Raw genomic sequence first — 25,755 nt, 5'->3', positions numbered from 1 at the left:
GATCAGTGGGAGCCGCGCAACTCCTTCAGCAGGGCCACGTCCGCGGCGTGGCCCTCCTTGCCGCCGGGGGTCTCGATGATCAGCGGTACGCCGGCTGTCTCGGGGTGCGCGCACAGTTCGGCGAAGGCCTCCCGACCGATGTGCCCCTGGCCGATGTTGGCGTGCCGGTCCTTGTGCGCGCCGACGCCCTCCTTGGAGTCGTTGGCGTGGATCAGCTTCAGCCGGCCCGAGCCGACCGTCTCCACCAGCAGGTCGAGCGTCTGCTTGGTGCCGCCCGGCTCGGCCAGGTCGTGACCGGCCGCGAAGATGTGGCAGGTGTCCAGGCAGATGCCCAGCTTCGGGTGGTGGTCCAGCGCCTCGAAGTACGGGCCGAAGTCCCAGGTCCGCGAGCACAGCGAGGAACCCTGGCCGGCGGTGGACTCCAGCAGGAGGAACGGGTCGTCCTCGTGCGTCAGCTCCTCCAGCAGGGGCAGCATGTACTGCCTGACCTGCGCGTACGCCGCCTCGCGCGGGCGTCCGCCGGTCGCCGAGCCGGTGTGGACGACCACCCCGAGGGCGCCGATCTCCCGACCCCTGCGCAGCGAATGGCGCAGGGACTCCACCGACTTCTCCACCGTGGCCTCGGTGTGCGACCCGAAGTTGATCAGGTACGGGGCGTGCACGTACGCCGGGATCGAGGCCTCGGCGCACCCGGCGCGGAACAGCTCGTCCTGCGCCGGGTTCCCGGTCGGGGTGGCCCAGCCGCGCGGGTTCGCCACGAAGACCTGGACGGCCTCGGCGCCCATCTCACGGGCGTAGGGGAGGCCGACCGAGGCCAGCCCGCCGGCGACGGGCACGTGCCCGCCCACGGGATTGCGTATCACCGGGCGTCACAGTCCCTTGGTCTTGAGGACGATCAGGGAACCCTCGGGGGCGTTCTGTCCACCGGGCACCGACTGGCTCTCCACCGAATTGCCGAAGGGCAGGAACGGCTTGTCCACCTTCACCTTGAAGCCCAGCGCCTCCAGCGCCTTGCGGGCCGCGTCCGCATCCTGGTTGCGGACGTCCGGCACCTGGACCTGACGCGGACCCTTGGAGACGGTCAGGGTCACCGTGTCGCCGGCCGCGGCCTGCGCGCCCGGGGCCAGGGACTGGTTCGCGACCTGTCCGGCCACCTGCGGGGCGTTCACCGCCTCCGGCGCGGTGGCCGTCTTCAGGCCGATCCCCTCCAGCTGCGCCTTCGCGGCGGCCGCGTCCAGACCCACCAGGTTGGGTACCGGTACCGGCCGGCCCTTGCTGACGACGAGCGCGACGGCGGTGTCGGGGGCCCGCTTCTGGCCGCCCGCCGGGTTCGTCTCGATCACCGAGCCCTGGGCGACGTCCTGGCTGAAGGCCTGGGTGACCACGCCGGGCGCCAGGCCCACCTTGGTCAGCTCGCCCTGCGCCTCCTGGAGGGGGCGCCCCTTCAGGTCGGGGACGCTGACGGTCTCGGGACCCCGCGAGACGGTGAGCGTCACCGCGCCGTTGCCCCGGATCCGCGCCCCGCCGGCGGGATCGCTGTTCATCACCGTGCCGCGCTCGAAGGCGTCGCTGAACTTGCGCTCCACCCGCTTGAGGCCGAGGCCGGACGCGGACAGCTGGGAGCGGGCCTGCTCCTCCGTCTTGCCGAGGAGGTTCGGGACCTTGGTGAACTGCCCGGAGTTGATGTACCAGACGCCGACGCCGATCCCGAGGGCCAGCAGGACCCCCGCCACCACCGCGATCACCCCGCGTCGGGGCATGCGCGACCCCGGGCCCGGGGTCCTCGACGGGGCCGGCGGCGGGGGCGGGGTCGCCAGGCGGGAGGTGTGGTGTACCGACTGCCGCTCCTCGACCGGCCGGGGGATCACGCCGGTGCGGTCCTCGGCCGACGAACGCTCCTGCGTGCGCGCCTGCGGCGGTACGGCGTCCAGCTCGGCGTCGGACAGTCGCGCGCGGGCCTCCAGGGCCAGCCCCAGCAGGGACGCGGCATCGGAGGGGCGCAGCTCGGGGGAGCGGGCCGCGGCGGTCGCGACCAGCTCGTCGAGGGCGACGGGGAGCCCGGGGACGGTGGCCGACGGGGGCGGCACGTCCTCGTGGAGGTGCTGGTAGAGCACCTGAGCGGGGGTGCCGCCGGTGTGCGGCTTGCCGCCCGTGAGCATCTCGTAGAGGACGACGCCGCAGGCGTACACGTCGACGCGGGTGTCGGCGACGCCGTTCTCGATCTGCTCGGGCGCCAGGTAGGAGACGGTGCCGAGGACGGCGCCGGTGGTGCTGGTGACCGTGTCCACGGACCGGACCAGCCCGAAGTCGGCGACCTTGACGCGGCCGTCGTCACCGATGAGCACGTTCTCGGGCTTCATGTCCCGGTGGACGAACCCGGCGCGGTGCGCGGCGCCGAGGGCGGCGAGGACCGGCTCCAGGATGTCGAGGGCGGCCCGGGGCTGGAGGGCGCCGCGCTCGCGGAGCACGTCGCGCAGGGTGCAGCCGGAGACGTACTCCATGGCGAGGTAGACGTACGGCCCGTCCGTGCCCTGGTCGAAGACGGCGACGACGTTGGGGTGCGCGAGGCGGGCCACGGACTTCGCCTCGCGGATGAAACGGTCCACGAAGGCGACGTCGGCTGCGAGGGCCGGGTGCATCACCTTCAGCGCGAGGACGCGGTCCAGGCGGGTGTCGACGGCCCGGTAGACCGTTGCCATGCCGCCGGCCGCGATGCGGGCGTCGATGCGGTAGCGGCCGTCGAGCACGCGCCCGACGAGGGGGTCATCCAGGGTCGTATCCACCCGGCGATTCTACGAGCCGGCACGTTTGAGCCGTCCGGGGCGTCCACGCTTGCAGCGCACCCGTGACACGGCAGGGCCCCCGGGCCCGGTCTCACGCGGCGGACCGGCCGACCGGAACCCCCTGCGCGGCGCCCGCCCGCGACGGATCGCCACGCGCCCCTCACCCCGCGGCGACCGGCCGCCGCCAGGGGCCGGTCAGATGAGTCGGCTGGTGAAACCGTCGGCGATGAGGGATTCATACGCGGCGTGGACGTCGTCCGGGACGTCCTGGGCGATGGCGAAGCCCTGCCGGGGATACTCGATCACCCTCTGGAGGTCGCCGACGAGCATGTCGACCACGAGCCTCTCGTCACCGATGCTCTTGACGTAGTCGTCCAGCTCCAGCGCTTCGGAGGCGCAGACGATCTCGACGGCGGGCCAGAGCTTGCGGGCGGTGGCGAAGGACCGCCGCTCCATGTAGGGCTTGGAGATCAGCATCACGGTCGTGGGAAGGATGCCCGCCGAGGCCAGCAGGTCGCGGGTGAGGGTGATGTTCTGGCCGGTGTTCGTGGCGTTCGGCTCGACCAGGATCGCCTCGTCGGGCACGCCGAGTTCGAGGGCGTGTTCGCGGAAGTGGACGGCCTCGCCACGAGGGAAACGGTTCCTCGTGGTGGGGCTGTTGCCGCCGGTGAACACCAAGGTCGGGAACAGCCCGCGGTGGTAGAGATCGGCAGTGGCCTGGGCGACACCGAGATCGTGACTGCCCAGCCCGATGGCCACGTCGACGGGGCGCGACCGGTGGCCCATGAGGTGGTAGTCCCAGACCAGTTTGGTCTTGCGCCACTGATCCTCGGTCATGCTCTGCCGGTTGTCGCCCACGCCTGTTCTCTCCTTGGTCACCGAGTGAAGGGTCCGGATGGCCTCGTGCTCATGACCATGATGTTCTCGATGCTGGCCAACTGATGCGACAGCCCGAAACGCCCGGCCATGGTCGCGGCCTTGCCGAGGACGTGAAGACCATCATCGCGGGTGGCGGGGTCGCTGAGCAGGATGTGCCCGTGGGCTGTGTCCAGACGGACGGTCTGTATGGGGGTGTCGGTGACCGTGGTGCTGCGGGCGACCCCGATGAAGTGCAGCGCGGAGGAGAGGTCGCCGGCGCCGCGGTGGGCCAAGGCGATCTTCTGGTGCGCCACCGACCAGTCCTCCGGTTCGGAGAGGTCTTCGAAGTCTCGGGTCGCCGCCAGCATGACCCGGGTCGCGTAGCCGTACTGGCCCTCCTTGCTCAAGGTTGTGCCGACCCACAGCCGGGATCTGGCCCGATCGCGGCGTGATAGTCGGTCGTCGACCGCGAGTCGCTTGTAGCTGCGGGCGGCCGCTTCCAGCCGGCCCGACATCTCGGCGACGATGGCCAGCGAAAGATCGAGTTGGGCGATCCGGCGTGGGATGTCGATCTGCGTGAACAGCGACCGGGCCGTGAGATAGGAGCGCCGCGCGGACAGGGGGCCGATCACGTTTCCTTGATCGCGCTGGAGGTCGCCAAGCAGTGCGGTCGAACGGGCGAACAGGTACAGTCCCCGGTGGTCGAGCCGGAGCGGGTTGAAGCGGTTGGTCCACCGGCCGATCAGGCTTTCGCCGAAGGTGAAGTCCTGCCGGGACAGGGCGACCGCGGCTCGTTCCAAATCGTCGGCCCACGACTCGTACTCCCATACGAGCGGCCCCGTCGGCACGTCGCGCGCGCCTGAGGGGCCAGGCCGGCCGGCTTCGGACAGGAACGTCTCGAATCTCAGGTGGGAGGCCGCGTCCGCGCGCGCCAACGCGGTATCCAAAATCGCCTGCGTGTCCGGGCGCGGGACGGTCTCGGCCAGGAGCGCCTCCCATTTGGAAATCGTCCGGATGCCGACGCCGAGCCGGTCTGCGAAGGCTCGAACGCTCAGCCGCAGCGCCAACCTCAGTGCCTTGGCCTCCAGCCCGGTCCAGTGGTGCACGGTCGCCACGCGTCGCTCCCTTCCCATCACCAGCGAACCACGCCGGGCCGGTGAAGGGGGACGCAAGTGCAGCGGAAGTGCAACAGGCGGTCATTCCCGCACGGTTGTGACGAGTCCAGTCTGAGGAACGACACCACCTACCTTCAGAGGAGTCGGCCTTGACCGACCGCATCACGCACAGCTGTGTCTGTGAGGTACCCCGGACCGCGGAAGTGCCGTTCAAGAGGGCGGCTGCCGCGTCCGAGCCCAGCACCGAGCTGCTCGATCGGGCTCAGGTCGGCTGGGAGCGCTTCCTCAGCACCTTCGAGGCGGCTTCCGATGACTGAACGCTACGCGTACGTGCCCCACCGACTCCTGCGGCACCGTGTCCGCGACCTCGCGTCCGGCACCGAGGGGGTGCTGATGGCCGTGATCAACGAGAACGTGTCCGACACCGGCGTGGAGCGTTGGGCGGAGCTCGCCTACATCCGCGACGCCTCCGGCCGCGCGTTCACCACCGCCGTCGCCAACGTCGAACCGGCCGTGGACCAGCCCCCGACGGCCGGCGGTCGCTGAGCGCGGGGGAACCCCCGCCCCCGGCCGGGGGCGGGGGTTCCCGGGTGAGGGTCAGAACGCCGGGCGTTCCGGGTCCAGGGTGGCGCGGCCCTCCGTGGGGGAGGAGGCCTCGGCGAAGCGGCGTTGGGGGATGCGGCCCGCGCGGTGGGCGAGGCGGCCCGCCGAGACGGCGTCCCGCATGGCCGCCGCCATCAGGACGGGGGCCTGCGCCCGGGTCACGGCCGAGGCGAGCATCACTCCCGCGCAACCGAGCTCCATCGCGAGGGCCGCGTCGGACGCGGTGCCGGCTCCCGCGTCGAGGATCACCGGGACCCCGGCCCGCTCCACGATCAACTCGAAGTTGTGCGGGTTGCGGATGCCCATGCCCGACCCGATGGGGGAGCCCAGCGGCATGATCGCCGCGCACCCCACGTCCTCCAGCTTCCGGGCCAGCACCGGGTCGTCGTTGGTGTACGGCAGGACGGTGAAGCCCTCGTCGACCAGGATCTCGGCGGCGTCCAGCAGCTCCACGCCGTCGGGCAGGAGCGTCCGCTCGTCGGCGACGACCTCCAGCTTGATCCAGTCGGTGCCCAGGGCCTCCCGGGCGAGACGGGCGGTGAGGACCGCCTCGCCGGCCGTGAAGCAGCCGGCGGTGTTCGGCAGGACCGCGATGCCCAGCCGGTCCAGCACGGACAGGACCGAGCCCTGCACCGTCGGGTCCAGGCGGCGCATCGCGACCGTGGTCAGTTCGGTGCCGGAGGCGATCAGGGCGCGTTCGAGGACGTCCAGGCTGGGGGCCCCGCCGGTGCCCATGATGAGGCGGGAGGTGAAGGTCCGGCCGCCGAGGGAGAAGACGTCGTCCGCCATCGTGATCAACCTCCCTGTACCGCGGTGAGGACCTCGACCCGGTCGCCGTCGCCCACCTCGGTGAGCGACCACTGCCCGCGCGGGACGACGGTCTCGTTGAGGGCGGCGGCGACGCCCGAGGGCGCCGTGCTCAGGGTGGCGACCACCGCGTCGAGCGTGGTGCCGGCCGCGATCTCGCGCGGCTCGCCGTTGACGGAGATGGTCATGCGTAGGACTCCTGACGCGTGGAGGAGAAGCGGCGCGGGGTGAAGGGGCGGGCGATCTCCGGGACGACCCCGGTGGTCAGCAGCTCGGCCATCACGTCGCCGGTGAGCGGGGTCAGCAGCACCCCGTTGCGGTAGTGCCCGGTGGCCAGGTGCAGGCCCGGCAGGTCGGTCGGGCCGAGCAGCGGCGCGTTGTCCGGGGAGCCGGGGCGCAGGCCGGCGCGGGTCTCGGTGAGGGGGAGTTCGGTGATGCCGGGGACGAGTTCGTGGGCGTCGCGCAGCAGCTCGTACACCCCGCCGGCGGTGACGGTGGTGTCCCAGCCGAGTTCCTCGCTGGTGGCGCCGACGACGAGTTCGCCGTTCTCGCGCGGGACGAGGTAGATGTGGCTGCCGCGGACGACCGCCCGGACGGTCCGCGACAGGAACGGCGCGTACGGGGCCGGCACCGACAGGCGCAGCACCTGTCCCTTCACCGGGCGCACCGGCACCGCCACCTCCGGCGGTACGCCGGCCAGCCGCGAGCTGAGCGAGCCCGCCGCCAGGACCACCTGGTCGGCGCGCAGGGGCGTACCGTCCTCCAGCTCGGCGCCCACCGCCCGGTCGGCGCCGGTCAGCAGGCGGACCGCGCGGGCGCGGTGGACGGTGACGCCGGCCCGTTCGCAGGCGGCGAGCAGGGCGGCCGCCAGCCGGCGCGGGTCCACCTGGTGGTCGCCGTCGACACGGAGCCCACCGCGGACGCCCGGGGCCAGCATCGGCTCCAGTCGGCGGCACTCGCGGCCGGTGAGCCACTCGGACTCCAGTCCGCAGCGGCGCTGGAGGGCGTGCAGTTCCCGCAGGTGGAGGCGGTCGTCGGCGTCGAGGGCCACGGCCAGGGTGCCGCAGGCGCGGTAGCCGAGGTCCATGCCGCCGCTGGCTTCGGTGAGTTCGGCGGCGAAGTGGGGGTAGCGCTCGGCGGAGGCCACGTTGAGCCCGAGGAGGGTTTCCTCGCCGTAGTGCAGTTCGGTGACGGCGGCGAGCATGCCGGCCGCGACCCGGGCGGCGCCGCCGCCGGGGTCCGGGTCGGCGAGCGCGACGCGCAGTCCGGCGCGGGCGGCCCGCCAGGCGGTGACCAGGCCGATGATCCCGCCCCCGATGACGAGGACGTCCGACCCCCGGTCCGCCGGGGTGGTGGAGGTCGTGGAGGTCGTGGGGGATCCGGGGGATCCCTTCGGAGATGAGTGCATGGGCGTCCAGCCCCTCCCTTCGCCGGCATGACCCGGATCAGGTTCGTACGGTCGGAGGCCGGCCAGCCTCCCTCTCAGCCCGGTGCGCCCGGACTCCCGCGATAGGTACGGTGGCCAGACTAACCCCGTGGCCGGCGGCGGGTAAGGCTGCCTCCCCGGGGCCCGCGCGCAGTCGGCTCCCCGCCCCCTGTTCCTGACGAGTCGTCAGTTCATTAGGGTGGGCACGTGAGCGAGCAGACGCATACGCAGGCGCGGGCACGGACGTCGACGGAAGCCGCCCCACGACCGCCGGAGCCCGGCGTCGTCGTGGTCGGGGCCGGCATGGCCGGGGTGCAGACGGCGGTCGCCTTGCGGGAACAGGGCTTCACCGGCCCCGTGACCCTGCTGGGCGCCGAACCCCACCAGCCCTACGACCGGCCCCCGCTGTCCAAGGCGGTCCTCCTCGGCAAGGCCGAGGACTCCGCGTTCGACGTGGACTTCGAGGCGCTCCGGATCGATCTGCGACTGGGAACCGAGGTCACCGGACTGCGCGCCGCCGACCACATGGTGGACACCGAGTCCGGCCCGGTCCCCTACGAGGTCCTCGTCCTGGCCACCGGCGCTCAGCCGCTGACCCTGCCCGGCTCCGAGGGCGTGCCGGGCGTCCACCTCCTGCGCACCCTCGACGACGCCGCCCGGCTGCGCCCCGTACTGGCCGAGGCCCCCGCCACCGTCGTCGTCGGCGCCGGCTGGATCGGCGCCGAGTTCGCCACCGCCGCCCGCGAGGCCGGCTGCGCCGTGACCGTCGTGGAGGCCGCCGACCGGGTCCTGGCCGGTGCCCTGCCCGCCGAGGTCGCCGCCCCCATGGCCCGCTGGTACGCCGACGCGGGCGCCGAACTGCTCACCGCCGCCCGGGTCGCCGGCGTCGAACCGGGCCGCGTCCGGCTCGCGGACGGCCGCGAGCTGCCGGCCGGGGCCGTGGTCGTGGGCATCGGGGCCCGCCCCGCCACCGACTGGCTGGCCGGGACCGGCGTCGAGCGGGGCCCCGACGGCTCCGTCACCGCCGACGCGTACCTGCGCACCACCCTGCCCGGGGTGTACGCCGTGGGCGACTGCGCCTCCTTCCCGTCCGCCCGCTACGGGACCCGGCTGCTGGTGCACCACTGGGACAACGCACTCCAGGGCCCCCGCGCCGTCGCCGAGAACATCCTCGCCGGCGAGCCCGTACGGGCCTACGACCCCGTCCCGTACTTCTGGTCCGAGCAGTTCGGCCGCTTCGTCCAGTACGCGGGCCACCACGGCGGGGCCGACACCCTGCTGTGGCGCGGAGACCCGGCCGAGGACACCTGGTCGGTGTGCTGGCTGCGCGACGGCGCGCTCGTCGCCGTCCTCGCCGTGGGCCGGCCCCGGGACCTGGCGCAGGGCCGCAGGCTGATCGAGTCCGGCGCCCTCCTGGACCCGGCCCGGGTCGCCGACCCGGGCGTGCCCCTGAAGTCCGCCGGCGTCTGAGCCGGTGATCCCGGGCGCCACACGGGTCCGCCCCGTCCCGCGCCGTCCCCACTCCGTCCCCACGCCGTCCCCGCGCCGTCCGTGCCCGCCACGGACGGACGGGGCCGGGTACCGGGTGCCCGTCCGAGGTGGCAGGCTTGTCCCCGTGACCGAGATTGACGCAAAGATCGATGCCCTCGTCCCCTCCTGGCTGTACCTCCCCGACATCGCGGAGATGCTCGACCTCGAGGTGACCCGGGTCCGCCAGATGGTCAAGGAAGGTCAGCTGGTCGCCGTACGCCGCGGCGAGAACCGCTCCCTCCAGGTGCCCGCCCCCTTCATCGACGGCGACAAGGTCGTCAAGGGCCTCGTCGGCCTGCTGACCGTGCTGCGTGACGACGGCTTCTCCGACGAGGAGATCCTGGAGTGGATGTTCACGCCGGACCCCACCCTGCCCGGCACCCCCGCGCAGGCGCTGAGCGAGAATCGCGGCACGGAGGTGAAGCGACGCGCCCAGGCGCTCGCCCTCTGACCGGCTGATCCACAGGGGTACGGGCCCGTACGCGGGCCCGTACCCCGCCACACCACGGGGGGTACTCCCATGCAGCAGCTGTCCGACGCCCGGCTCTACCTGTGCACGGACGCCCGCAAGCGGCAGGGCGACCTCCCCGAGTTCCTCGACGCGGCCCTGTCGGGCGGCGTCGACATCGTCCAGCTCCGCGACAAGGGCATGGAGGCCGCCGAGGAGCTGGAGCACCTCCAGGTCTTCGCCGAGGCAGCGCGCCGCCACGGCAGGCTCCTCGCCGTCAACGACCGCGCCGACGTCGCCCACGCCATCGGCTCCGACGTGCTGCACCTGGGCCAGGGCGACATCCCCGTCCCCGCCGCCCGCGCCATCCTCGGCGAGAACGTCCTGATCGGCCGCTCCTGCCACGCCGAGTCCGAGGTGGACGCCGCCGCCGCCGAACCGGGCGTCGACTACTTCTGCACCGGCCCCTGCTGGCCGACCCCCACCAAGCCCGGCCGCCACGCCCCCGGCCTCGACCTCGTCCGGTACGCGGCCTCGCTGCGCCAAGGCCGCCCCTGGTTCGCCATCGGCGGCATCGACGGCGGCAACCTCGAACAGGTCCTGGACGCCGGCGCCTCCCGGGTCGTCGTCGTCCGCGCCATCACCGAGGCCTCCGACCCGCACGCCGCCGCCGCCGAACTCTCCAAGACGATCCGCGCCCGCCTGGCATAGTGTCCAAATCGCTGTCCAATTGCTGGACAGCGCTTCGGAGTCCGCCGGCCCACGTCTAACCTGCGGGTATGGCTCTTGGTACCGCTTCCACCTGGTCGGACCGTGCACACACGGTCCGCGACCTCCTCGCGTCCGGGAGCTCCTTCTCCTTCGAGTTCTGGGCGCCCAAGACCGAGAAGGGCGAGCGCAACCTCTGGAACGCGCTGCGCCGGATCGAGTCGGTCTCCCCGAGCTTCGTCTCGGTCACCTACGGGGCCGGCGGCTCCACGCGCGGCGGCACCGTCCGCGCCACGCAGCAGATCGCCGCCGACACCACCCTGACGCCCGTCGCGCACCTCACCGCGGTGGACCACTCCGTCGCCGAGCTGCGCCACGTCATCGGCCAGTTCGCCGACGCGGGGATCCGCAACATGCTCGCCCTGCGCGGTGACCCGCCGGGCGACCCCATGGGCCCGTGGGTCAGGCACCCCGAGGGCGTGGACTACGCGGCGGACCTCGTGCGCCTGCTCAAGGAGTCCGGAGATTTCTGCGTGGGCGTCGCGGCCTTCCCCGAGATGCACCCCCGCTCGGAGGACTGGGACACGGACATCCGGCACTTCGTGGACAAGTGCCGCGCCGGCGCGGACTACGCCATCACCCAGATGTTCTTCGATCCGGAGAATTATCTGAGGCTGCGCGACAGCGTCGCGAAGGCGGGCTGCGATACCCCGATCATCCCCGAGGTCATGCCTGTTGTGGGTATCAAGCAGCTCGACCGGCTGCCCCAATTGAGCACCGCGGTCTTCCCCGCGGCCGTGAAAGAGCGCATGCTCGCCGTCAAGGACGATCCGGCCGCTGTACGCTCCATTGGCATCGAGTTCGCCACGGAGTTCTGCGCGCGGCTGCTGTCCGAGGGTGTCCCGGGCTTGCACTTCATCACGCTGAACAATTCCACGGCGACCCTCGAGATCTACGAGAACCTGGGCCTGCACCAGCGGGCCTGATCGGCCGTACCCCGTTCCCGTTCGGGCGGCCGTACCGAGAGGGTGGGCCAGGCATGGGAATGACGGTTCTCTACGTCGCGTTCGGGGTCGTCGCGCTGTGGCTGTTGGCCGAGGTCCTGATGCAGTACAAGGCCCGGCTGCGCTGGCGCCTGCTCGCGTTCGCCGGCTTCCTCGGCGTGGTCGCGGGCGTGGTGCTGCCCTCGGTGCCGGTCATCGCCGCCGGCGCGACGGCGTTCGCCATCGGTCAGACCCTGGTGACGTTGTCCTTCCGCAAGGGCTTCGTCGCCGGTTGGTCCCTGCGCCGGGGTGACGGGCCCGCGAAGCAGGAGTCCGGCCGCCGGCGCGGTTCCAAGGACGCGCCGCGCCGGGAGGCCAAGCTGGAGGTCACCGGACTGGAGTACGAGGACCGGGCCCCGCGGGAGACGGGCCGCCCCGACCGGGACGCGGCCGACCCGGTGTTCACCCCGGAGCCGGTCCCCGACGAGACCGGCACGTACGGGATACAGAGCTTCGCCGACCGCCGGCCCGACGAGACGGCCCCGTTCGCCTCGCCCTACACCACGGCCGAGCAGGACGCCCACCAGTACGCCGCCTACCAGGACCCGCGGCAGGGCCAGGGCGGCTACGACTACCCCGGCGGGTACGTCGGCGGTGACCAGCAGGTCTACGCCGCCTACTCGGACCCGTACATCGGCACGGGCGGCGCCGTCGCCCCCACGCCCCCCTACGGCGGCGCCGACTACCAGCCCTACGCCGACCCCGCGCAGCAGCAGTACTCCATGGACACCCCGCCCGGCGGGGTCTGGGTCCCGCAGCAGCGGGTCACCGACGGCCGCCCGGAGCAGCCCGCGCAGGACCCGTACGACCCCCAGGCGCAGCAGCAACAGCAGCAGCCGCCGCAGGGCTACCCCTACCAGGACAACGGCTACCGCTACTGAGTCCGCGCGCTCCGGGGCCGCGCCCTCACCGCGAGCCCCGGAACTCCGCGCCCTCCACGATGAGCCCCGCCACCAGCGCCCCGGTCATCCCGGAGTGCGCCAGTCCGCCGCCGGGGTGCGCCCAGCCCCCCGCCAGGTAGAGCCCGGGCAGGCCCGTCACGTTGGCGGGGTACAGCTGCTGCCCCCCGGCCCCGGCCAGGGCGGGCGCGGGCACGGCCCCGCCGAGCGCGCCCGTGGCCGCCTCCACGTCCGCCGGGGTGCGCACCTCCTGCCACAGCAGCCTCTCCCGCAGGTCGGGCACGGCCCGCTCGGCGAGCGCCGCCAGCCGCCCGGGGTCGACGACCTCGGTTCCGCCCGACGGGCCGCACGCGGCGCTCACCGTGACCGCCTCGTGGTCGGCGTCGGGCCGGGTCGCCGGGTCGTCCGGGCGCAGGACGGTGACGGTGAGGCCGGGGGAGTGCACGAGGGTGCGGTGGACGGCGTCGGCCGGCCGGGCTCCGCGCAGGGCCAGCAGCAGGGTGATCCGGCCGGGCAGATCGCCGCCCCGGGCCGGCACCCCGTCCGGCGGGAGCGGCACGGAGCCGCCCGGCAGCGCGCGCGGGTCGATCCCGCAGACGACGGAGTCGGCGGGCACCTCGGTGCCGTCGGCCAGCAGCAGCCCGGCGGCCCGACCGTCGCGCGCCAGGACCTCCCGTACGGCCGCGCCGAAGACGAACTCGACCTTCCGCTCCAGGCAGCGCGCGTACACGGCGTTCGCCAGCTCGCGCATGCCGCCGCGGACGTACCAGGTGCCGAAGGTCTGCTCCATGTAGGGCAGCGCCGCCGCGGAGGCGGGCGCGGTCGCGGGGTCGAGCCCGTACGCGGCCACCCGGCCGGTCAGCAGTTCCGCGAGGTCGCCGCCCAGTTCGCGCCGGGCCACCTCGGCCAGGGTCGGCGGTCGGCGGCGCAGCAGGCCGCTGCCGCGCAGCGCCGGGTACGGGTCGCGCTCCAACGCCTGCCGGTCGGGGCGCAGCGGCTCCTCCAGCAGGGGGCGGCGGGTGGCGTCCCAGGTGTCGCGGGCCCGGCCCAGCAGGTCGTTCCAGCGTGCGCCGGCGCCCGCGCCGAAGGCGGTGTCGAGGGCGGCGGCGACCCCGCCGCGCGAGGCGCCCGGAAGGGTGACGGAGGTGTCGCCGACGAGGTGCCGGACGGCCGGGTCGAGCTGGACGAGGTCGACGCTGTCCTCCAGGGACCGCTTGCCCGTCTTCACGAACAGGTCGCGGTAGACGGCGGGCAGGTGCAGGAAGCCGGGCCCGGTGTCGAAGGAGAAGCCGTCCCGCTCGTGGCGGCCGACCGCGCCGCCGTGGGTCTCGCCCCGCTCGTACACCGTCACCCGGTGCCCCGCCACGGCCAGTCGGGCCGCCGTCGCCATCGCGCCCATGCCGGCGCCGATCACCGCAATTCGTGCCATGCGGCCGAGCCTATCGAGGGAGGTCGGGAGGGTAGGGGGGTGGTGCCCCGGTCGTGGTGAGAGCGGCGGCGAGGCGCTTCTCCTCGCGGCGCTGGGCGCGGCGGCGCAGGAAGCGGCGGATCCGGCTCCACAGGAAGGCCAGTATGGCCAGGCCGAGCAGGAGCAGGACGCCGGCGATGATCGCGGCGGCCGTCGGGTGGAACATGGCGAAGGTGACGAGCCCGGCGACCCCGAGGTCCTCGGCGGTGCTGACGACGATGTTGCTGACCGGCTCGGGCGAGGTGTTGATAGCCATCCGGGTGCCGGCCTTGACGAAGTGGCTGGCCAGCGCCGTGGATCCGCCGACGGCCCCGGCGGCGAGGTCGGAGAGCGAACCGCTCTGTCCGGCCAGCAGGGCCCCCACGACGGCGCCGGCGACGGGCCGGATCACCGTGTGGGCGGTGTCCCACAGGGAGTCCACGTAGGGGATCTTGTCGGCGACGGCCTCGCACAGGAACAGCACGGCCGCCACGACGAGCACGTCGGTGCGCTGGAGGGAGGCCGGGACCTCGTCGGTCATGCCGGTCGCGCCGAAGATGCCGAGCAGCAGGACCACGGCGTAGGCGTTGATCCCGCTGGCCCAGCCGCTGGTGAAGACCAGGGGGAGCACACTCATTCGGTCATCATGCCGCAGGTGGAGGCGCCGACACGGCCGAAACGGTGAGGGGACGACCGCACGCGGGCGGCCGTCCCCTCACCGACGGAGTCTGTGTACGGGGCTACTGCCCCTGTTCGTCACGGCGGCGCTGCCACCGCTCCTCGATCCGGGTCATCATCGACCGACGCTGATGTCGGCTGCGGCCACCGTGGGCCGAACCGCCTGTACTTCCGGAGACGGGCTGCTCGCCGGGCTTGGGTGCCTTGCGCCAACCGGTGACCACGAGGACCGTACAGGCCAGCATGACGAGGAATCCCACCACGCTGATCCAGAGCACTTCCTGCCAGATCACACCGGTCATGAGGAGCGCGATACCCACCACAATGCCCACGACTGCCTGGTAGACCCGTCGCCGGGTGTACGTGCGCAGTCCACTGCCCTCAAGCGCTGTCGCGAACTTGGGGTCTTCGGCGTACAGCGCTCGCTCCATCTGCTCGAGCATTCGCTGCTCGTGCTCCGAGAGCGGCACGGGAGTCCTCCTCATCCGTCGGTCGCGGGGGGTAGCGACCAGGGGTCCCCTTCAGGATAGGCGGGGAATCGCCCCCGTGATACCCGCCCTCTACGCCACATTCTGCAAACCACTGCGCCAAAAAACCACTGCGGTGACCACGCCCGTGGCGAACAGCCCCGGGCAGGAGAACTGCGGCGGCAAAGGAGCACGGCTTCAAACGTACCGTCGCCAGCGCGGTCACTGAGGCGCTTATTCCCCACTGAGTCGTCCGCCATGCCGAACGGTGCCCCCGATCATACGGGGACGGGGGCCGGAACGGAGGGTTGTCCGGCCGGCCCGTGCTCCGCATGCGCGCAGATCAGGCGGGCTTCTCGCCCAGGACGTGCAACTGCGTGGCCACCGCGTGGAAGGCGGGCAGCTCGGCGGCGGCCTCCTCCAGACGCAGCAACGCCTCCACGGCGCCCGGCTCGGTGTCCACCAGCACGCCGGGAACCAGGTCCGCGAAGATCCGTACGCCGTGCACCGCGCCGACCTCCAGGCCGGCCCCGCCCACCAGCTCGGAGAGCTGCTCGGCGGTGAAGCGGCGGGGGACCGGGTCGCCGGAGCCCCACCGGCCGGCCGGGTCCGTGAGCGCGGTGCGGGCCTCGGTGAAGTGACCGGCCAGCGCGCGGGCCAGCACGGCCCCGCCGACCCCGGCGCCCAGCAGGCTGAGGACGCCGCCGGGGCGCAGGGCCGCGACGGCGTTGGCCACGCCCTCGACCGGGTCGTCGACGTACTCCAGCACGCCGTGGCACAGCACCACGTCGTACGCGTCCCGCTCGACGACGTCCAGCAGGCCCTGGGCGTCGCCCTGGACGCCGCGCACCAGGTCGGCCACGCCTTCCTCGCCGACCCGACGCTCCAGCCCGAACAGGGCGTTCGGGCTGGGGTCGACCACGGTCACCCGGTGGCCCAGCCGGGCCACGGGCACGGCGAACTTGCCGGTGCCGCCGCCGGTGTCCAGGACGTCCAGGACTTCCCGCCCGGTCGCCTTCACCCGGCGGTCGAGGGCCTCCTTGAGGACCTCCCACACCACGGCGGTGCGGAGCGAGGCACGGGGGCGGGAATTGTCCGACACGACTGATGACTCCTCGGCGGGTTCGGGTGGGGCAAAGACGTCGGCCCCACCCTATTGCCTCGGACAGCCGGGCAGCTCATCCCGCGTGCGGACGCTCCGGTCGGGGTTGCGGCAGGGGTCCGACCACGGGCTGGAGCGCGAGCATCCGCTCCACCAGCCGCACGAACATGCCCACCTCCCGGACGAGGTCGTCCGCGTCACGGGCGGTCGCCGCGTCCGATATGCCGGCCTCGGCCCGGGCCCGACGGGCGGCGCCCGAGGCGAACAGCGCGCTCCACTCGGTCAGCTCCGGCGCTATCTCGGGGAGGACCTCCCACGCGCTGCGGATCCGCGGGCGCCGCTTCGGGCGCACCGGCTCGGGGCGTCCCCGGGCGGCGAGCACGGCCGCGGCGGCGCGCAGCGCGGCGAGGTGGGCGGTGGCGTACCGCTCGTTGGGCCGGGGCAGCAGGGCGGCCTCGGCCAGGCCGGCGCGGGCCTTGGCGAGCAGGTCCAGGGCGGCCGGTGGTGCGGCCGCCCTGCGCGGGACGGGGTGGACAGGGGACGGGGACGGTGTGGCCATGACGAACCTCCTGTCGTGACGTGGTGCTCGTGGACGTGCGCGTGCGTGTTCGTTCGTGCGTCCATCGTGACCTCCCCCACTGACAATCGCGCTGACCTGCGATTTCGCCTTATTTCTCCCTCGGGTGCGCAGCGGTCTACGACACCTGATAGTTTTTGAACTGACTGGTCAGTTCAAAAGAAGGGGGAGGGTGTGGACAGCCCGCACGGCGCCGCCGTCAAGGCGGAGGGCTTCGGACTGAAGGGCCCGCGCGGCTGGGTCTTCCGGGGCGTGGGGATCGACGCCCCGTCCGGTTCGCTCATCGCGCTCGAAGGACCCTCCGGCAGCGGCCGGACCTGCCTGCTGCTGGCCCTCACCGGGCGGATGAAGCCCACCGAGGGCCATGCCGAGATCGGCCGCCACCGGCTCCCCAAGAAGATGGCGGCGGTCCGGCGGATCACCGCCCTGGGCCCGGTGCCCGGCGTCAACGACCTCGACCAGTCCCTGACCGTCGCGGAGCAACTGCGCGAGGGCGCCATGCTCCAGCGCCGCTACGACGGCCCCCTGCGCGCCCTGCTGCGCCCGCGCGGCGAGGCCCGGACCTCCACCGCGGCCCGCGTGGAGGAGGCCCTGGCCGCCGTCGGGCTGGACCTCACCACGCTGCCCAAGGGCCCGCGGACCTCCGTGCGCGACCTGGAGCGGCTGGAGGCACTGCGGCTCTCGCTGGCCATCGCCCTGCTGGGCTCGCCCCGGCTGGTCGCCCTCGACGACCTCGACATCAAGCTCTCGGACGCCGAACGCGCCGAGGCCTGGGACCTGCTCCGCTCGATCGCCGGACGCGGGACCACCGTCCTCGCCGTGTGCAGCGAGGCCCCGCGGGGCGTCACCGTCGTGCGCACGGGCGGGGACCGGGAGCCCGCGGCCCCCGCGCCGGCCGCCCGCCCGACCGCGGCCCCGGCCGTACCGTCCGCCCGCAACCCGAAGGTCACCTGGGGCACCCCGGGCGAGACCACGGACCCGGCGGGCGAGCCGCGCCCGGAGAAGCACCCGGAGCCGGAGCCGGGTCCGGACGCGGGGCCGGAAGCCCGCGCGGACGCCGAGCCGGTCGCGAAGCCGCTCACGAAGCGGGCCGCGAAGTCGAAACCGGAGCCGAAGTCGAAACCGGAAACGGAGCCGGAGCCTGCACCGGACGCCGCACCCGATGGCGCGACCGCCGGCACGGACACCGCCGAGAACACCGAGACCACCGACACCGAGGACACGAAGGGGGCGGACGATGCGATCGCCGAAGCTGGCCGCGCTTGAGCTGAAGCGGTTCGGGCGGGGGAAGCTGCCCAGGGCCGCGCTCGTCGCACTGCTCCTGCTGCCGCTGCTCTACGGCGCCCTGTACCTGTGGTCCTTCTGGGATCCGTACAGCCGCCTCGACAAGGTGCCCGTCGCCCTCGTCAACGCCGACCAAGGCGCCACCGTCGACGGCAAGCGCGTCGACGCGGGCGCCGAGATCACCGGGAAGCTGCACGACAGCAAGACCTTCGACTGGCGCGAGGTCAGCGCGAAGGAGGCGGCCGAGGGGCTGGAGGACGGCACGTACTACCTCTCCCTCACCATGCCCGCCGACTTCAGCGCGAAGATCGCCTCCAGCTCCGGTGACGACCCCACCACCGGCGCCCTCCAGGTCCGCACGAACGACGCGAACAACTACATCGTCGGCTCGATCTCGCGCACCGTCTTCTCCGAGGTCCGCACGGCGGCGTCCACCAACGCCTCCCGCGGGTTCCTCGACAAGATCTTCGTCTCCTTCTCCGACCTGCACGACAAGACCACCGAGGCCGCCGACGGCGCCGACAAGCTCAAGGACGGCGCGGGCAAGGCCCAGAAGGGCGCCAAGGACCTCGCCGACGGCCTGGACACGGCCAAGGAGAAGTCCGGCGAACTCACCGGCGGCATCAAGAAGCTGAACGCGGCGGCCGGTCAGCTCGCGACCGGCAGCAAGGAGATCGCGACCGGCACCCAGACCCTGGCCGACAAGGTCAACGACGCCGCGACCAAGGCCCGTCCCTTCGTCAAGGACCCCAAGAGCCTCGCGGACAGCGCCAAGTTGGTGATGGACACCTCCGTGGTCGTCCAGAACCACCTGGGGAAGTTCGTCGAGAAGGCCCCGGCCGTCGCCGGCGTCACCCAGCGGGCCGCCAACCGCGCCGACGCCTTCCACACCAAGTACTGCCTCACCCCCGGCACGCTCCAGCTGCCGCCGGCCGCCTGCGCCGACGCGAAGATCGCCAAGCAGGACACGGCCGAGGCGGCCCTGCTCGCCGGCGACGTCAGCACCCTCGCCGGCAACTCCAACGGCGACGTGGCCAAGCTGCGCACCCAGCTGAAGGAGCTGGAGAACAAGGCCCGCGAACTCGTGGACAAGGCCCCCGGTCTCGCCGGTGACCTCGACGCGGCCGTCACCAAGGTCAACGCCCTCAACAGCGGCGCCCACAAGGTCGCCGACGGCATGTCCAAGCTGCACTCCGGCCTGGGCACCGCCGCCGGCGGCTCCGGAGCCCTCACCGAGGGCGTCGGCAAGCTCGGCGACGGCGCGCACAACCTCAACGGCGGCATGTTCAAGCTCGTCGACGGAACCGGCGAACTCGCCGGCGGCCTGCACGACGGCGCCGGCAAGATCCCCGACTACGACCAGCGGCAGCGCGACGCCCGCACCCAGGTCATGGCCGACCCGGTCCAGCTCGCCAACCAGTCCCTGCACAAGGCGCCCAACTACGGCACCGGCTTCGCCCCGTACTTCATCCCGCTGTCCCTGTGGGTCGGCGCGATGGTGGCGTACATGCTGATCGCCCCGCTCAACAAGCGGGCCCTCGCCGCCGGGTCCTCGCCCTGGCGGGTCGCCCTCGCGGGCTGGCTGCCCGTGCTCGGCCTCGGCGCCGCGCAGGTGGGCGCGCTGATGTCCGTACTGCACTGGGGACTCGGCCTGGAGATGGCCCGTCCGGCCCTGACCGTCGCCTTCCTCGTCCTGGTCACCGGCTGCTTCGCGTCGATCGTCCAGTGGCTCAACGCCAAGTTCGGCGCGGCCGGCCGCATCCTGGTGCTGGCCGTCCTGATGCTCCAGCTGACCTCGGCGGGCGGCACCTACCCGGTGCAGACCAGCCCCGGGTTCTTCAACGCCATCCACCCGTACCTGCCGATGTCGTACATCGTGGAGAGCCTGCGCCGCCTGATCACCGGCGGCGACCTCACCCCCGTGTGGCAGGGCTGCGCGGTCCTGGCGGCCTTCACGGTCGGCTCCCTGGCCCTCACGGCGCTCGCCGCACGCGGCAAGCAGGTATGGACCATGGACCGACTGCACCCGGAACTGAGCCTGTAAGGAGCTGTTGACCTGTGAGAATCAGCGCCATGGAAAGCAGCAGCGCCGGTACCGGCACGAGGGCGGGAACGGGCCCGGGGGGCGGCCGTCGGGCCGCCACCCGGCAGAAGCTCTACGAGGCCGCCGTCACCCTCATCGCCGAGAAGGGCTTCTCCGCGACCACGGTCGACGAGATCGCGGAGCGGGCCGGAGTCGCCAAGGGCACCGTCTACTACAACTTCGCGAGCAAGACCGAACTCTTCGAGGAGCTGCTCCGGCACGGGGTCGGCCTCCTCACCGCCTCGCTGCGCGACGCCGCCCGCGAGACGGAGGAGCGGGGCGGCAGCCGCGTCGAGGCCCTGGACGGCATGATCCGGGCGGGGCTGGTCTTCATCGACCGCTACCCGGCCTTCACCCAGCTCTACGTCGCCGAACTGTGGCGCACCAACCGGGCCTGGCAGTCCACCCTGATGGTGGTGCGCCAGGAGGCGGTGGCCGTCGTCGAGACGGTGCTGCGCGAGGGCGTCGAACGCGGCGAGCTGAGCGCGGAGATCGACGTGCAACTCACGGCGGCGGCGCTCGTCGGGATGGTCCTGGTCGCGGCGCTGGACTGGCAGGCGTTCCAGAGCGAACGCTCGCTGGACGACGTGCACTCGGCGCTGTCGCTGCTGCTGCGGGGCCGGGTCAGCGGGAGCCGTTGACCCCCGGTCGGCGGTGCCGCTCGCGGTGGCGGGCGGCGTAGAACTGAGTATCCGTACCTACGGCCAGGGATGAGTACGCGTACGGATGGCTCCGACCTGCGCGAACGGCAGACTGGGAGCGACGGACAGGGGACCTCTCCCCACCGCGGACACGGGGCCGCGGAGGGGAGAGGTCCTCCCTGCCCGGTCGGAAGGAAACGCCGGTGACGCCGGGCTCGGGGGGAACGAGCCCGACGTCACCGGCGTTTTCGCGTCCGGACGGCCTGCTCCGGACGGCCTGCTCCGGACGGCCTGCTCTGGACGCCCTGCTCCGGACGGCCGGCCCCGCGCGGTGCGGGCTCGGCCACCGATGGCCCGACATGATCCGGAAGACACCGCCTAGCGGCGCAGCGTTCGCGGCCGGCGCGGGAACGGCAGGCGGGCGGGCAGGCGCGGCAGCGGGATCGCCGCGAGGCGGGCCGAGAGCGCCCAGGAGACCCGCGCCGCCGAGCGGGGCAGGAACAGGGCGCGCAGCCGGGCCCACCGGCCCACTCCCGCGACCAGCGCCACCCGCGCCGCCTCCACGTCCGCGCGCAGGGTCTCGGACGGCGGCGGCGCGCCGGGCGGGGCGTACAGCGCCCGCTCGACCGCGCCCGCGACCCGGTGCACGGCCTGCTCGGCCTCGCGGTCCAGTCCGCCCAGCACCACGATCCGGGCGGCGGCCTGACGCGGTGACAGCGCCTCGTCGGGCGGGATGCCCACGTCCCAGGCGCAGTCGCCCAGCTCCCGCCACGCGGCCAGGGCCTCGCGCGAGCCCAGGCGCCGCGCACGGACCCGGCGGCGCCACAGCACCGGCACCACGGGCAGGCCGACGAGGACCGCCGCGGCGGCGGTCCAGCCCAGCACCGCGCCCACCGAGGGGCCGTCGGAACCGGTGGCGGCGCCCTGCTGCGGCACGGCGCCGCCGCACTCGCCGAGCCTCCTGAGCTCCGGCGGGCAGGCGTCGCTGCGCGAGGGCGCCGGCGCCGGGGCGGCCGCCGACTGCGAGGGCAGTGCGGACGGCGCCGACGGCTGCGGGGCCGGGGCCTCGGGGCGGCTGTAGTCCGGCACGCTGATCCCGGAGCGGGGCGTGGGCTCGAAGCGGGTCCAGCCCATGCCCTCGAAGTACAGCTCGGGCCAGGCGTGCGCGTCGCGCATGGACACGTTCACGCTGCCGTCCGACTGCTTCTCGCCGGGGGTGAAGCCGACCGCGACCCGCGCCGGGATGCCGAGGGTGCGCGACATCGCCGCCATCGAGAAGGCGAAGTGGACGCAGAAGCCCTCCTTGTCGTTCAGGAAGCGGGCGATGGCCTGCGAACCCGTTCCCGAGGACACCTTGGTGTCGTAGCGGAAGCCGCCGTTGACCGCGAACCAGTCCTGGAGCCGCACCGCCCGCGTGTAGTCGTTCCGCGCGCCCTGCGTGATCTGCCGGGCGGTCTCCGCCACCACGGGCGGCAGGTTGTCCGGCAGCTTCGTGTACTCGGCCCGCACGAACGGGTTCGGCTCGGGCGCCGCCTGGAGCTGCTCCGCCGTGGGCCGCAGCAGCAGGCTCCGTACGGTGTACTGCGCGCCCTGCACGTTCTGGAAGCGGTCCTTGCCCAGCTGGTCGCCGACGAGGGTGCGGCCGGCGGGCTCGTAGCGCCACTTGCCGCCGATGTCGATCTGCGTCGCCGGGTAGGGCATGGGCAGGTAGCGCTGGGCGTAGGTGTCCGCGGCCGAGACGGTGGTGCGGACCTCGACGGCGCCCTCGCGGACCTTGTCGCTGAGCCCCGCCGGGTTCGGCAGCCGCGCGGGCACCTCGGTCAGCGGGCGGCCCGACGCCTCCCACTTGACGCCGTTGAACTCGTCCAGCGCCAGGATCCGCAGGTACTGCTCGCCGAGCTGGGGGCTGTCCGTGCGGTACTTCAGGATCACCCGGTTGTCCTGGGCGTTGAGGCTGCTCTGGAGGGACACCAGCGGGTTCACCGCCGAGATCGTGCCGCCCCCGCCGCCGCCCGCGCTGTCGCGGCCCGCGGCGCCGAGGACCCCGCCGCCGAGCGCCGGCAACACGGTCGGCACGGCCAGGGCCAGCCCCAGCGCGGCCACGCCGATGCGGCGGCCGGTGCGTACGGGGGACACGGCCCGCCCGGCCGCCCCGGAGCCGTAGCCGGAGGCGGCCGAGACCCGGCCGCCGGGGGCGCCGCCGAAGACGCGGCCCCACTGGGCGAGCCGGTCGCGTCCCTCGGCCAGCAACAGCAGCAGGTATCCGGCGCCGGCCAGCAGGAAGGCGAACCAGGCGCCGCCCCGACCGGCCGACAGCCCGGCCGCCACCGAGTACAGCGCGAGCAGCGGCAGCCCGGCGGCCGCGGCCGTCCGCATCGTCACCGCGAGGACGTCCACGAGCAGCCCGATCAGCAGCACGCCGGCCAGGAGCAGCAGCCGGATGCCGTCCGTCAGCGGCGCGGGCGTCGCGAACTCGGAGACGTCCCGCACGCCCTGGCGGAACAGGCCGCCGAAGTCGGTGACCAGGAAGGCCAGCGGCCCGCTCCCGGTCGACTCCGCCTTCCCCGCGAAGAGCAGCGCGAGGAGCAGCAGCGACACCAGAGCCTGCGCGGCCACGGTCAGCCACCGGGCCAGCGGGATCCGCCGGCCCCCGGCCCCCACCAGCGCCTGCGCGCCGAGCAGCGCGGCGGCCTGGAGCAGCCAGCCCGAGGTCTCCACCAGCGGGGCCAGCGACCAGGAGGTCAGCAGCGTCGCCAGCATGCCGAAGAGCGTCACGCGCGCCCGCCCGCTCATCCCCGACCTCCGGAGGTTCCCGTGCCGAGGGGTGCGCTCCCGGCCTGTCGCCACAGTTCGCCGAACGCGGCGCCGGGCGGGACGGCCAGGGCCGTCCAGCCCGCGTCGCGCAGCCTGCGCAGTCGTTCCTCCACCCGCGAGGGCTCGCCGGTCCAGGCCGCGGAGTCCAGTACGAAAGCCACGGCGCCCGCGCTGCGCTGCCGCATCCGGGCCGCCATCTCGGTCTGTACGTCGTCCAGGTCGCCGAAGAAGGCGATCAGCAGGCCGTCGCCCCCGGGGGAGCCGAGGCCGGGGCCGCCGCGCAGGGCCTCGTAGGCGCCGGAGAGGCCCTCGCCGGCGGAGTGGCCGACGATCGCGAGGGTGTCCATCATCAGCCCGGCGGCCTCGGCCGACTCCTGTCCGCCGGAGGAGAACCCGCCGGCGCCGTCGCCGGGCACCGAGTCGCCGGTGTCGGTGAGCAGCCGCGCCGAGAACCCCTGTTCCAGGACGTGGAGCAGGGTGGAGGCGGCGGCCGAGACCGCCCACTCGAAGGCGGAGTCGGGGCCCGCGCCCTCGTAGGCGAGGTCGCGGGTGTCCAGCAGGACGGTGGCCTTGCTGCGCTGCGGCTGTTCCTCGCGGCGCACCATCAGCTCGCCGTAGCGGGCGGTGGAGCGCCAGTGGACGCGGCGCAGGTCGTCGCCGCGCCGGTAGCCGCGCGGGATGACGTCGTCCTCGCCGGACAGGGCCAGGGAGCGGCGGCTGCCGTCGCCGTAGCCGCCGGCCTCGCCGGTCATCCGGACCGGGGGCAGGGGCTGGGTGCGCGGGACGACGGTGAGGGTGTCGTAGGAGCTGAAGGAGCGGGTGAGCTCGACCAGCCCGAAGGGGTCGGTCAGGCGCAGCTGGAGCGGGCCCAGCGGGTAGCGGCCGCGCAGGTCGGAGCGGACCCGGTAGGAGACCTCGCGGCGTCCGCCGGCCTCGACCCGGTCGAGGACGAAGCGGGGCCGGGGGCCGAGCACGTAGGGCACCCGGTCCTGGAGCATGAGCAGTCCCGTGGGCATCCGCGAGACGTTCTCCAGCCGCAACCGGACCCGGGCCTCGCCGCCGGCGGGCACCCGCAGCGGGGTGAGCAGGCGGCTGCCGGTTACCCGGTGGCGGGTGAGGTGCAGGGCCAGCACGCACAGCAGCGGCAGGACGACGAGCAGCAGCCCGACGCGCAGCAGCTGGCTCTGGCCCAGGACGTACGCGCACACGGCGGCGGCCGCTCCGGCGGCCAGGAAGGAGCGGCCCCGGGTGGTCAGGCCGGCCAGCGAGGCGCGCAGGCCCCCGGTGTCCCGCACCCGCCCGCCGGCGCCGTGCGGGGCGCCGGCGCCCATCAGAAGCTCCGGGCGGCGGCGCCCGGAGGCATCTCGCCGCGCGCGTGCGCGGCGGGGACCGGGGTGCGCTGGAGGATGTCCTGGACGACCTGTTCGGCGGTGCGCCGGTTGAGCTGGGCCTGGGCGGTGGGCAGCAGGCGGTGCGCGAGGACGGGGGCGGCCAGTTGCTGGACGTCGTCGGGCAGGACGTAGTCCCGGCCGGCCAGCGCGGCGGCGGCCTTCACGGCGCGCAGCAGGTGCAGGGTGGCGCGGGGCGAGGCGCCCAGGCGCAGGTCCGGGTGGTTGCGGGTGGCGCCGACGAGGTCGACCACGTAGCGGCGTACGGGCGCGGCCACGTACACCTCGCGGACGGCCTCGACGAGCTTGACGACGTCGTGGGCGTGCGCGACGGCGGTGAGGTCGTCGAGCGGGGAGAGCCCGCCGTGCACGTCGAGCATCTGGAGCTCGGCCTCGGGGCTGGGGTAGCCGACGGACACCCGGGCCATGAAGCGGTCGCGCTGCGCCTCGGGCAGCGGGTAGGTGCCCTCCATCTCCACCGGGTTCTGGGTGGCGACGACCATGAAGGGGCTGGGCAGGGCGTAGGTGGTGCCGTCGATGGTGACCTGACGTTCCTCCATCGACTCCAGCAGCGCGGACTGGGTCTTCGGCGAGGCGCGGTTGATCTCGTCGCCGATGACGATCTGCGCGAAGATCGCGCCCGGCTTGAACTCGAACTCGCGGCGCTGCTGGTCGTAGATGCTGACGCCGGTGATGTCGGACGGCAGCAGGTCCGGAGTGAACTGGATGCGCTGGACCGTGCAGTCGATGGACTTGGCGAGCGTCTTGGCGAGCATGGTCTTGCCGACGCCGGGCACGTCCTCGATGAGGAGGTGGCCCTCGGCGAGCAGGACGGTCAGCGCCAGGCGGACGACCTCCGGCTTGCCCTCGATCACGCTCTCGACCGAGTGGCGGACCCGCTCGGCCGTGCTGGTCAGATCCGCGAGGCTCGCTCGGTCGTCATAGGTGGTCACCAGGTTCTCCTCGGCCTTTCCAGGGCCGACGCCGCTGGCGTTTGAACCGGCCCACCCCGAAACACGGACGTCGCCCCGGAGGCTTTCCGGGTGACGTCATC

At 73.5% G+C, this 25,755-nt stretch carries 24 protein-coding genes, 1 pseudogene and 1 riboswitch; of the genes and pseudogenes, 10 read left to right on the top strand and 15 right to left on the bottom strand.

The window, feature by feature from the left end:
* Nucleotides 1–2: 2 nt before the first annotated feature.
* The 4 genes from AB0D01_RS19605 to AB0D01_RS19590 form a co-directional block, all read right to left on the bottom strand.
* Nucleotides 3–860 (bottom strand): deoxyribonuclease IV, encoded by an 858-nt coding sequence (locus tag AB0D01_RS19605; protein ID WP_363057036.1) that lies wholly within the window; start codon nt 858–860, stop codon nt 3–5.
* A 9-nt stretch (nt 861–869) separates the two neighbouring features.
* Entirely contained in the window at nt 870–2,783 is a 1,914-nt protein-coding gene (pknB, locus tag AB0D01_RS19600; protein WP_363056840.1) for a Stk1 family PASTA domain-containing Ser/Thr kinase, read from the bottom strand.
* Between the two features lie 195 nt (nt 2,784–2,978).
* Nucleotides 2,979–3,641: a YdcF family protein gene (locus tag AB0D01_RS19595; protein ID WP_363056838.1), complete on the bottom strand. Its 663-nt coding sequence runs from the start codon at nt 3,639–3,641 to the stop codon at nt 2,979–2,981.
* A 17-nt stretch (nt 3,642–3,658) separates the two neighbouring features.
* Nucleotides 3,659–4,756, bottom strand: a complete 1,098-nt coding sequence (locus AB0D01_RS19590; protein ID WP_363056836.1) for a hypothetical protein — start codon at nt 4,754–4,756, stop codon at nt 3,659–3,661.
* A 149-nt stretch (nt 4,757–4,905) separates the two neighbouring features.
* Between AB0D01_RS19590 and AB0D01_RS19585 the strand changes: the two genes are divergently transcribed.
* A complete protein-coding gene (locus tag AB0D01_RS19585; protein ID WP_363056834.1) occupies nt 4,906–5,073 on the top strand; it encodes a hypothetical protein in 168 nt (55 codons plus the stop codon).
* On the top strand, nt 5,066–5,302 hold the full coding sequence (locus AB0D01_RS19580; RefSeq protein ID WP_363056832.1) for a hypothetical protein: 237 nt from the start codon (nt 5,066–5,068) through the stop codon (nt 5,300–5,302). Before AB0D01_RS19585 ends, AB0D01_RS19580 begins: the two co-directional genes overlap by 8 nt.
* A 51-nt stretch (nt 5,303–5,353) precedes the next feature.
* Here AB0D01_RS19580 and AB0D01_RS19575 read toward each other — a convergent pair whose 3' ends face one another.
* From AB0D01_RS19575 to thiO, 3 genes are all read right to left on the bottom strand, one after another.
* Nucleotides 5,354–6,148 (bottom strand): thiazole synthase, encoded by a 795-nt coding sequence (locus AB0D01_RS19575; protein ID WP_363056830.1) that lies wholly within the window; start codon nt 6,146–6,148, stop codon nt 5,354–5,356.
* 5 nt (nt 6,149–6,153) lie between these two features.
* Nucleotides 6,154–6,354: a sulfur carrier protein ThiS gene (thiS, locus tag AB0D01_RS19570; RefSeq protein ID WP_363056828.1), complete on the bottom strand. Its 201-nt coding sequence runs from the start codon at nt 6,352–6,354 to the stop codon at nt 6,154–6,156.
* Nucleotides 6,351–7,574, bottom strand: coding sequence for a glycine oxidase ThiO (gene thiO / locus AB0D01_RS19565; RefSeq protein WP_363056826.1), 1,224 nt, complete (start codon nt 7,572–7,574; stop codon nt 6,351–6,353). Before thiO ends, thiS begins: the two co-directional genes overlap by 4 nt.
* A riboswitch (TPP riboswitch) is annotated at nt 7,572–7,684 on the bottom strand. Its footprint overlaps the gene before it by 3 nt.
* 211 nt (nt 7,685–7,895) lie before the next feature.
* Between thiO and AB0D01_RS19560 the strand changes: the two genes are divergently transcribed.
* The 5 genes from AB0D01_RS19560 to AB0D01_RS19540 all read left to right on the top strand — a co-directional run bounded on the left by AB0D01_RS19560 (nt 7,896) and on the right by AB0D01_RS19540 (nt 12,202).
* Complete coding sequence (locus tag AB0D01_RS19560; protein WP_363057034.1) at nt 7,896–9,062, top strand: FAD-dependent oxidoreductase; 1,167 nt, start codon at nt 7,896–7,898, stop codon at nt 9,060–9,062.
* A gap of 145 nt (nt 9,063–9,207) precedes the next feature.
* Nucleotides 9,208–9,573 (top strand): Rv2175c family DNA-binding protein, encoded by a 366-nt coding sequence (locus AB0D01_RS19555; protein WP_363056824.1) that lies wholly within the window; start codon nt 9,208–9,210, stop codon nt 9,571–9,573.
* A gap of 69 nt (nt 9,574–9,642) precedes the next feature.
* Nucleotides 9,643–10,281 (top strand): thiamine phosphate synthase, encoded by a 639-nt coding sequence (gene thiE, locus AB0D01_RS19550; protein WP_363056822.1) that lies wholly within the window; start codon nt 9,643–9,645, stop codon nt 10,279–10,281.
* A 68-nt stretch (nt 10,282–10,349) separates the two neighbouring features.
* A complete protein-coding gene (metF, locus tag AB0D01_RS19545) occupies nt 10,350–11,264 on the top strand; it encodes a methylenetetrahydrofolate reductase [NAD(P)H] (RefSeq protein ID WP_363056820.1) in 915 nt (304 codons plus the stop codon).
* A 53-nt stretch (nt 11,265–11,317) separates the two neighbouring features.
* A complete protein-coding gene (locus AB0D01_RS19540) occupies nt 11,318–12,202 on the top strand; it encodes a hypothetical protein (RefSeq protein WP_363056818.1) in 885 nt (294 codons plus the stop codon).
* A gap of 25 nt (nt 12,203–12,227) precedes the next feature.
* Here the strand turns inward: AB0D01_RS19540 and AB0D01_RS19535 are convergent, their stop codons facing one another.
* The 5 genes from AB0D01_RS19535 to AB0D01_RS19515 all read right to left on the bottom strand — a co-directional run bounded on the left by AB0D01_RS19535 (nt 12,228) and on the right by AB0D01_RS19515 (nt 16,473).
* Nucleotides 12,228–13,649 (bottom strand): NAD(P)/FAD-dependent oxidoreductase, encoded by a 1,422-nt coding sequence (locus AB0D01_RS19535; RefSeq protein WP_363056816.1) that lies wholly within the window; start codon nt 13,647–13,649, stop codon nt 12,228–12,230.
* A gap of 10 nt (nt 13,650–13,659) precedes the next feature.
* Nucleotides 13,660–14,304 (bottom strand): DUF4126 domain-containing protein, encoded by a 645-nt coding sequence (locus AB0D01_RS19530; RefSeq protein ID WP_363056815.1) that lies wholly within the window; start codon nt 14,302–14,304, stop codon nt 13,660–13,662.
* 103 nt (nt 14,305–14,407) lie between these two features.
* The gene (locus AB0D01_RS19525) at nt 14,408–14,815 is read right to left on the bottom strand and encodes a DUF3040 domain-containing protein (protein ID WP_363056813.1); all 408 of its coding nucleotides are present in this window, start codon (nt 14,813–14,815) and stop codon (nt 14,408–14,410) included.
* A gap of 340 nt (nt 14,816–15,155) precedes the next feature.
* On the bottom strand, nt 15,156–15,914 hold the full coding sequence (locus AB0D01_RS19520; protein WP_363056811.1) for a methyltransferase: 759 nt from the start codon (nt 15,912–15,914) through the stop codon (nt 15,156–15,158).
* A gap of 76 nt (nt 15,915–15,990) precedes the next feature.
* Entirely contained in the window at nt 15,991–16,473 is a 483-nt protein-coding gene (locus AB0D01_RS19515; protein WP_363056809.1) for an SAV_6107 family HEPN domain-containing protein, read from the bottom strand.
* Nucleotides 16,474–16,665: 192 nt separating this feature from the next.
* On the opposite strand from AB0D01_RS19515, the pseudogene AB0D01_RS19510 reads away from it, so the two are divergent.
* The 3 genes and pseudogenes from AB0D01_RS19510 to AB0D01_RS19500 all read left to right on the top strand — a co-directional run.
* A pseudogene (locus tag AB0D01_RS19510) lies at nt 16,666–17,352 on the top strand (ATP-binding cassette domain-containing protein); the annotation flags it as partial.
* Nucleotides 17,353–17,728: 376 nt separating this feature from the next.
* A complete protein-coding gene (locus AB0D01_RS19505) occupies nt 17,729–19,819 on the top strand; it encodes a YhgE/Pip domain-containing protein (protein WP_363056806.1) in 2,091 nt (696 codons plus the stop codon).
* A gap of 29 nt (nt 19,820–19,848) precedes the next feature.
* Nucleotides 19,849–20,499: a TetR/AcrR family transcriptional regulator gene (locus AB0D01_RS19500; protein ID WP_363056804.1), complete on the top strand. Its 651-nt coding sequence runs from the start codon at nt 19,849–19,851 to the stop codon at nt 20,497–20,499.
* 378 nt (nt 20,500–20,877) lie between these two features.
* On the opposite strand, the gene AB0D01_RS19495 is transcribed toward AB0D01_RS19500, so the two are convergent.
* Genes AB0D01_RS19495 through AB0D01_RS19485 form a run of 3 tightly spaced genes read right to left on the bottom strand, consistent with a single transcriptional unit; the run spans nt 20,878 to nt 25,654 of the window.
* Nucleotides 20,878–23,292, bottom strand: a complete 2,415-nt coding sequence (locus AB0D01_RS19495) for a DUF3488 and transglutaminase-like domain-containing protein (RefSeq protein ID WP_363056802.1) — start codon at nt 23,290–23,292, stop codon at nt 20,878–20,880.
* Nucleotides 23,289–24,644 carry a DUF58 domain-containing protein gene (locus tag AB0D01_RS19490; protein ID WP_363056800.1) on the bottom strand — a complete coding sequence of 452 codons (1,356 nt, stop codon included), beginning with the start codon at nt 24,642–24,644 and terminating at the stop codon, nt 23,289–23,291. The genes AB0D01_RS19495 and AB0D01_RS19490 overlap by 4 nt, the downstream gene beginning before the upstream one ends.
* The gene (locus tag AB0D01_RS19485; RefSeq protein WP_363056799.1) at nt 24,644–25,654 is read right to left on the bottom strand and encodes a MoxR family ATPase; all 1,011 of its coding nucleotides are present in this window, start codon (nt 25,652–25,654) and stop codon (nt 24,644–24,646) included. The genes AB0D01_RS19490 and AB0D01_RS19485 overlap by 1 nt, the downstream gene beginning before the upstream one ends.
* Nucleotides 25,655–25,755 lie beyond the last annotated feature (101 nt).

Origin of the sequence: Streptomyces sp. NPDC048606, assembly GCF_040650855.1 — a bacterium.
GTDB lineage: Bacteria > Actinomycetota > Actinomycetes > Streptomycetales > Streptomycetaceae > Streptomyces.
This window is presented reverse-complemented; position numbering and strand designations above follow the sequence as displayed.

Coding starts and splice junctions, on each gene's coding strand:
- metF (WP_363056820.1), top strand. CDS start 10,350: ATGGCTCTTGGTACCGCTTCCACCTGGTCGGACCGTGCACACACGGTC.
- thiO (WP_363056826.1), bottom strand. CDS start 7,574: ATGCACTCATCTCCGAAGGGATCCCCCGGATCCCCCACGACCTCCACG.
- AB0D01_RS19530 (WP_363056815.1), bottom strand. CDS start 14,304: ATGAGTGTGCTCCCCCTGGTCTTCACCAGCGGCTGGGCCAGCGGGATC.
- AB0D01_RS19490 (WP_363056800.1), bottom strand. CDS start 24,644: ATGGGCGCCGGCGCCCCGCACGGCGCCGGCGGGCGGGTGCGGGACACC.
- thiS (WP_363056828.1), bottom strand. CDS start 6,354: ATGACCATCTCCGTCAACGGCGAGCCGCGCGAGATCGCGGCCGGCACC.
- AB0D01_RS19535 (WP_363056816.1), bottom strand. CDS start 13,649: ATGGCACGAATTGCGGTGATCGGCGCCGGCATGGGCGCGATGGCGACG.
- AB0D01_RS19505 (WP_363056806.1), top strand. CDS start 17,729: ATGCGATCGCCGAAGCTGGCCGCGCTTGAGCTGAAGCGGTTCGGGCGG.
- AB0D01_RS19515 (WP_363056809.1), bottom strand. CDS start 16,473: ATGGCCACACCGTCCCCGTCCCCTGTCCACCCCGTCCCGCGCAGGGCG.
- AB0D01_RS19575 (WP_363056830.1), bottom strand. CDS start 6,148: ATGGCGGACGACGTCTTCTCCCTCGGCGGCCGGACCTTCACCTCCCGC.
- thiE (WP_363056822.1), top strand. CDS start 9,643: ATGCAGCAGCTGTCCGACGCCCGGCTCTACCTGTGCACGGACGCCCGC.
- AB0D01_RS19560 (WP_363057034.1), top strand. CDS start 7,896: ATGGCCGGGGTGCAGACGGCGGTCGCCTTGCGGGAACAGGGCTTCACC.
- AB0D01_RS19580 (WP_363056832.1), top strand. CDS start 5,066: ATGACTGAACGCTACGCGTACGTGCCCCACCGACTCCTGCGGCACCGT.
- AB0D01_RS19495 (WP_363056802.1), bottom strand. CDS start 23,292: ATGAGCGGGCGGGCGCGCGTGACGCTCTTCGGCATGCTGGCGACGCTG.
- AB0D01_RS19540 (WP_363056818.1), top strand. CDS start 11,318: ATGGGAATGACGGTTCTCTACGTCGCGTTCGGGGTCGTCGCGCTGTGG.
- AB0D01_RS19500 (WP_363056804.1), top strand. CDS start 19,849: ATGGAAAGCAGCAGCGCCGGTACCGGCACGAGGGCGGGAACGGGCCCG.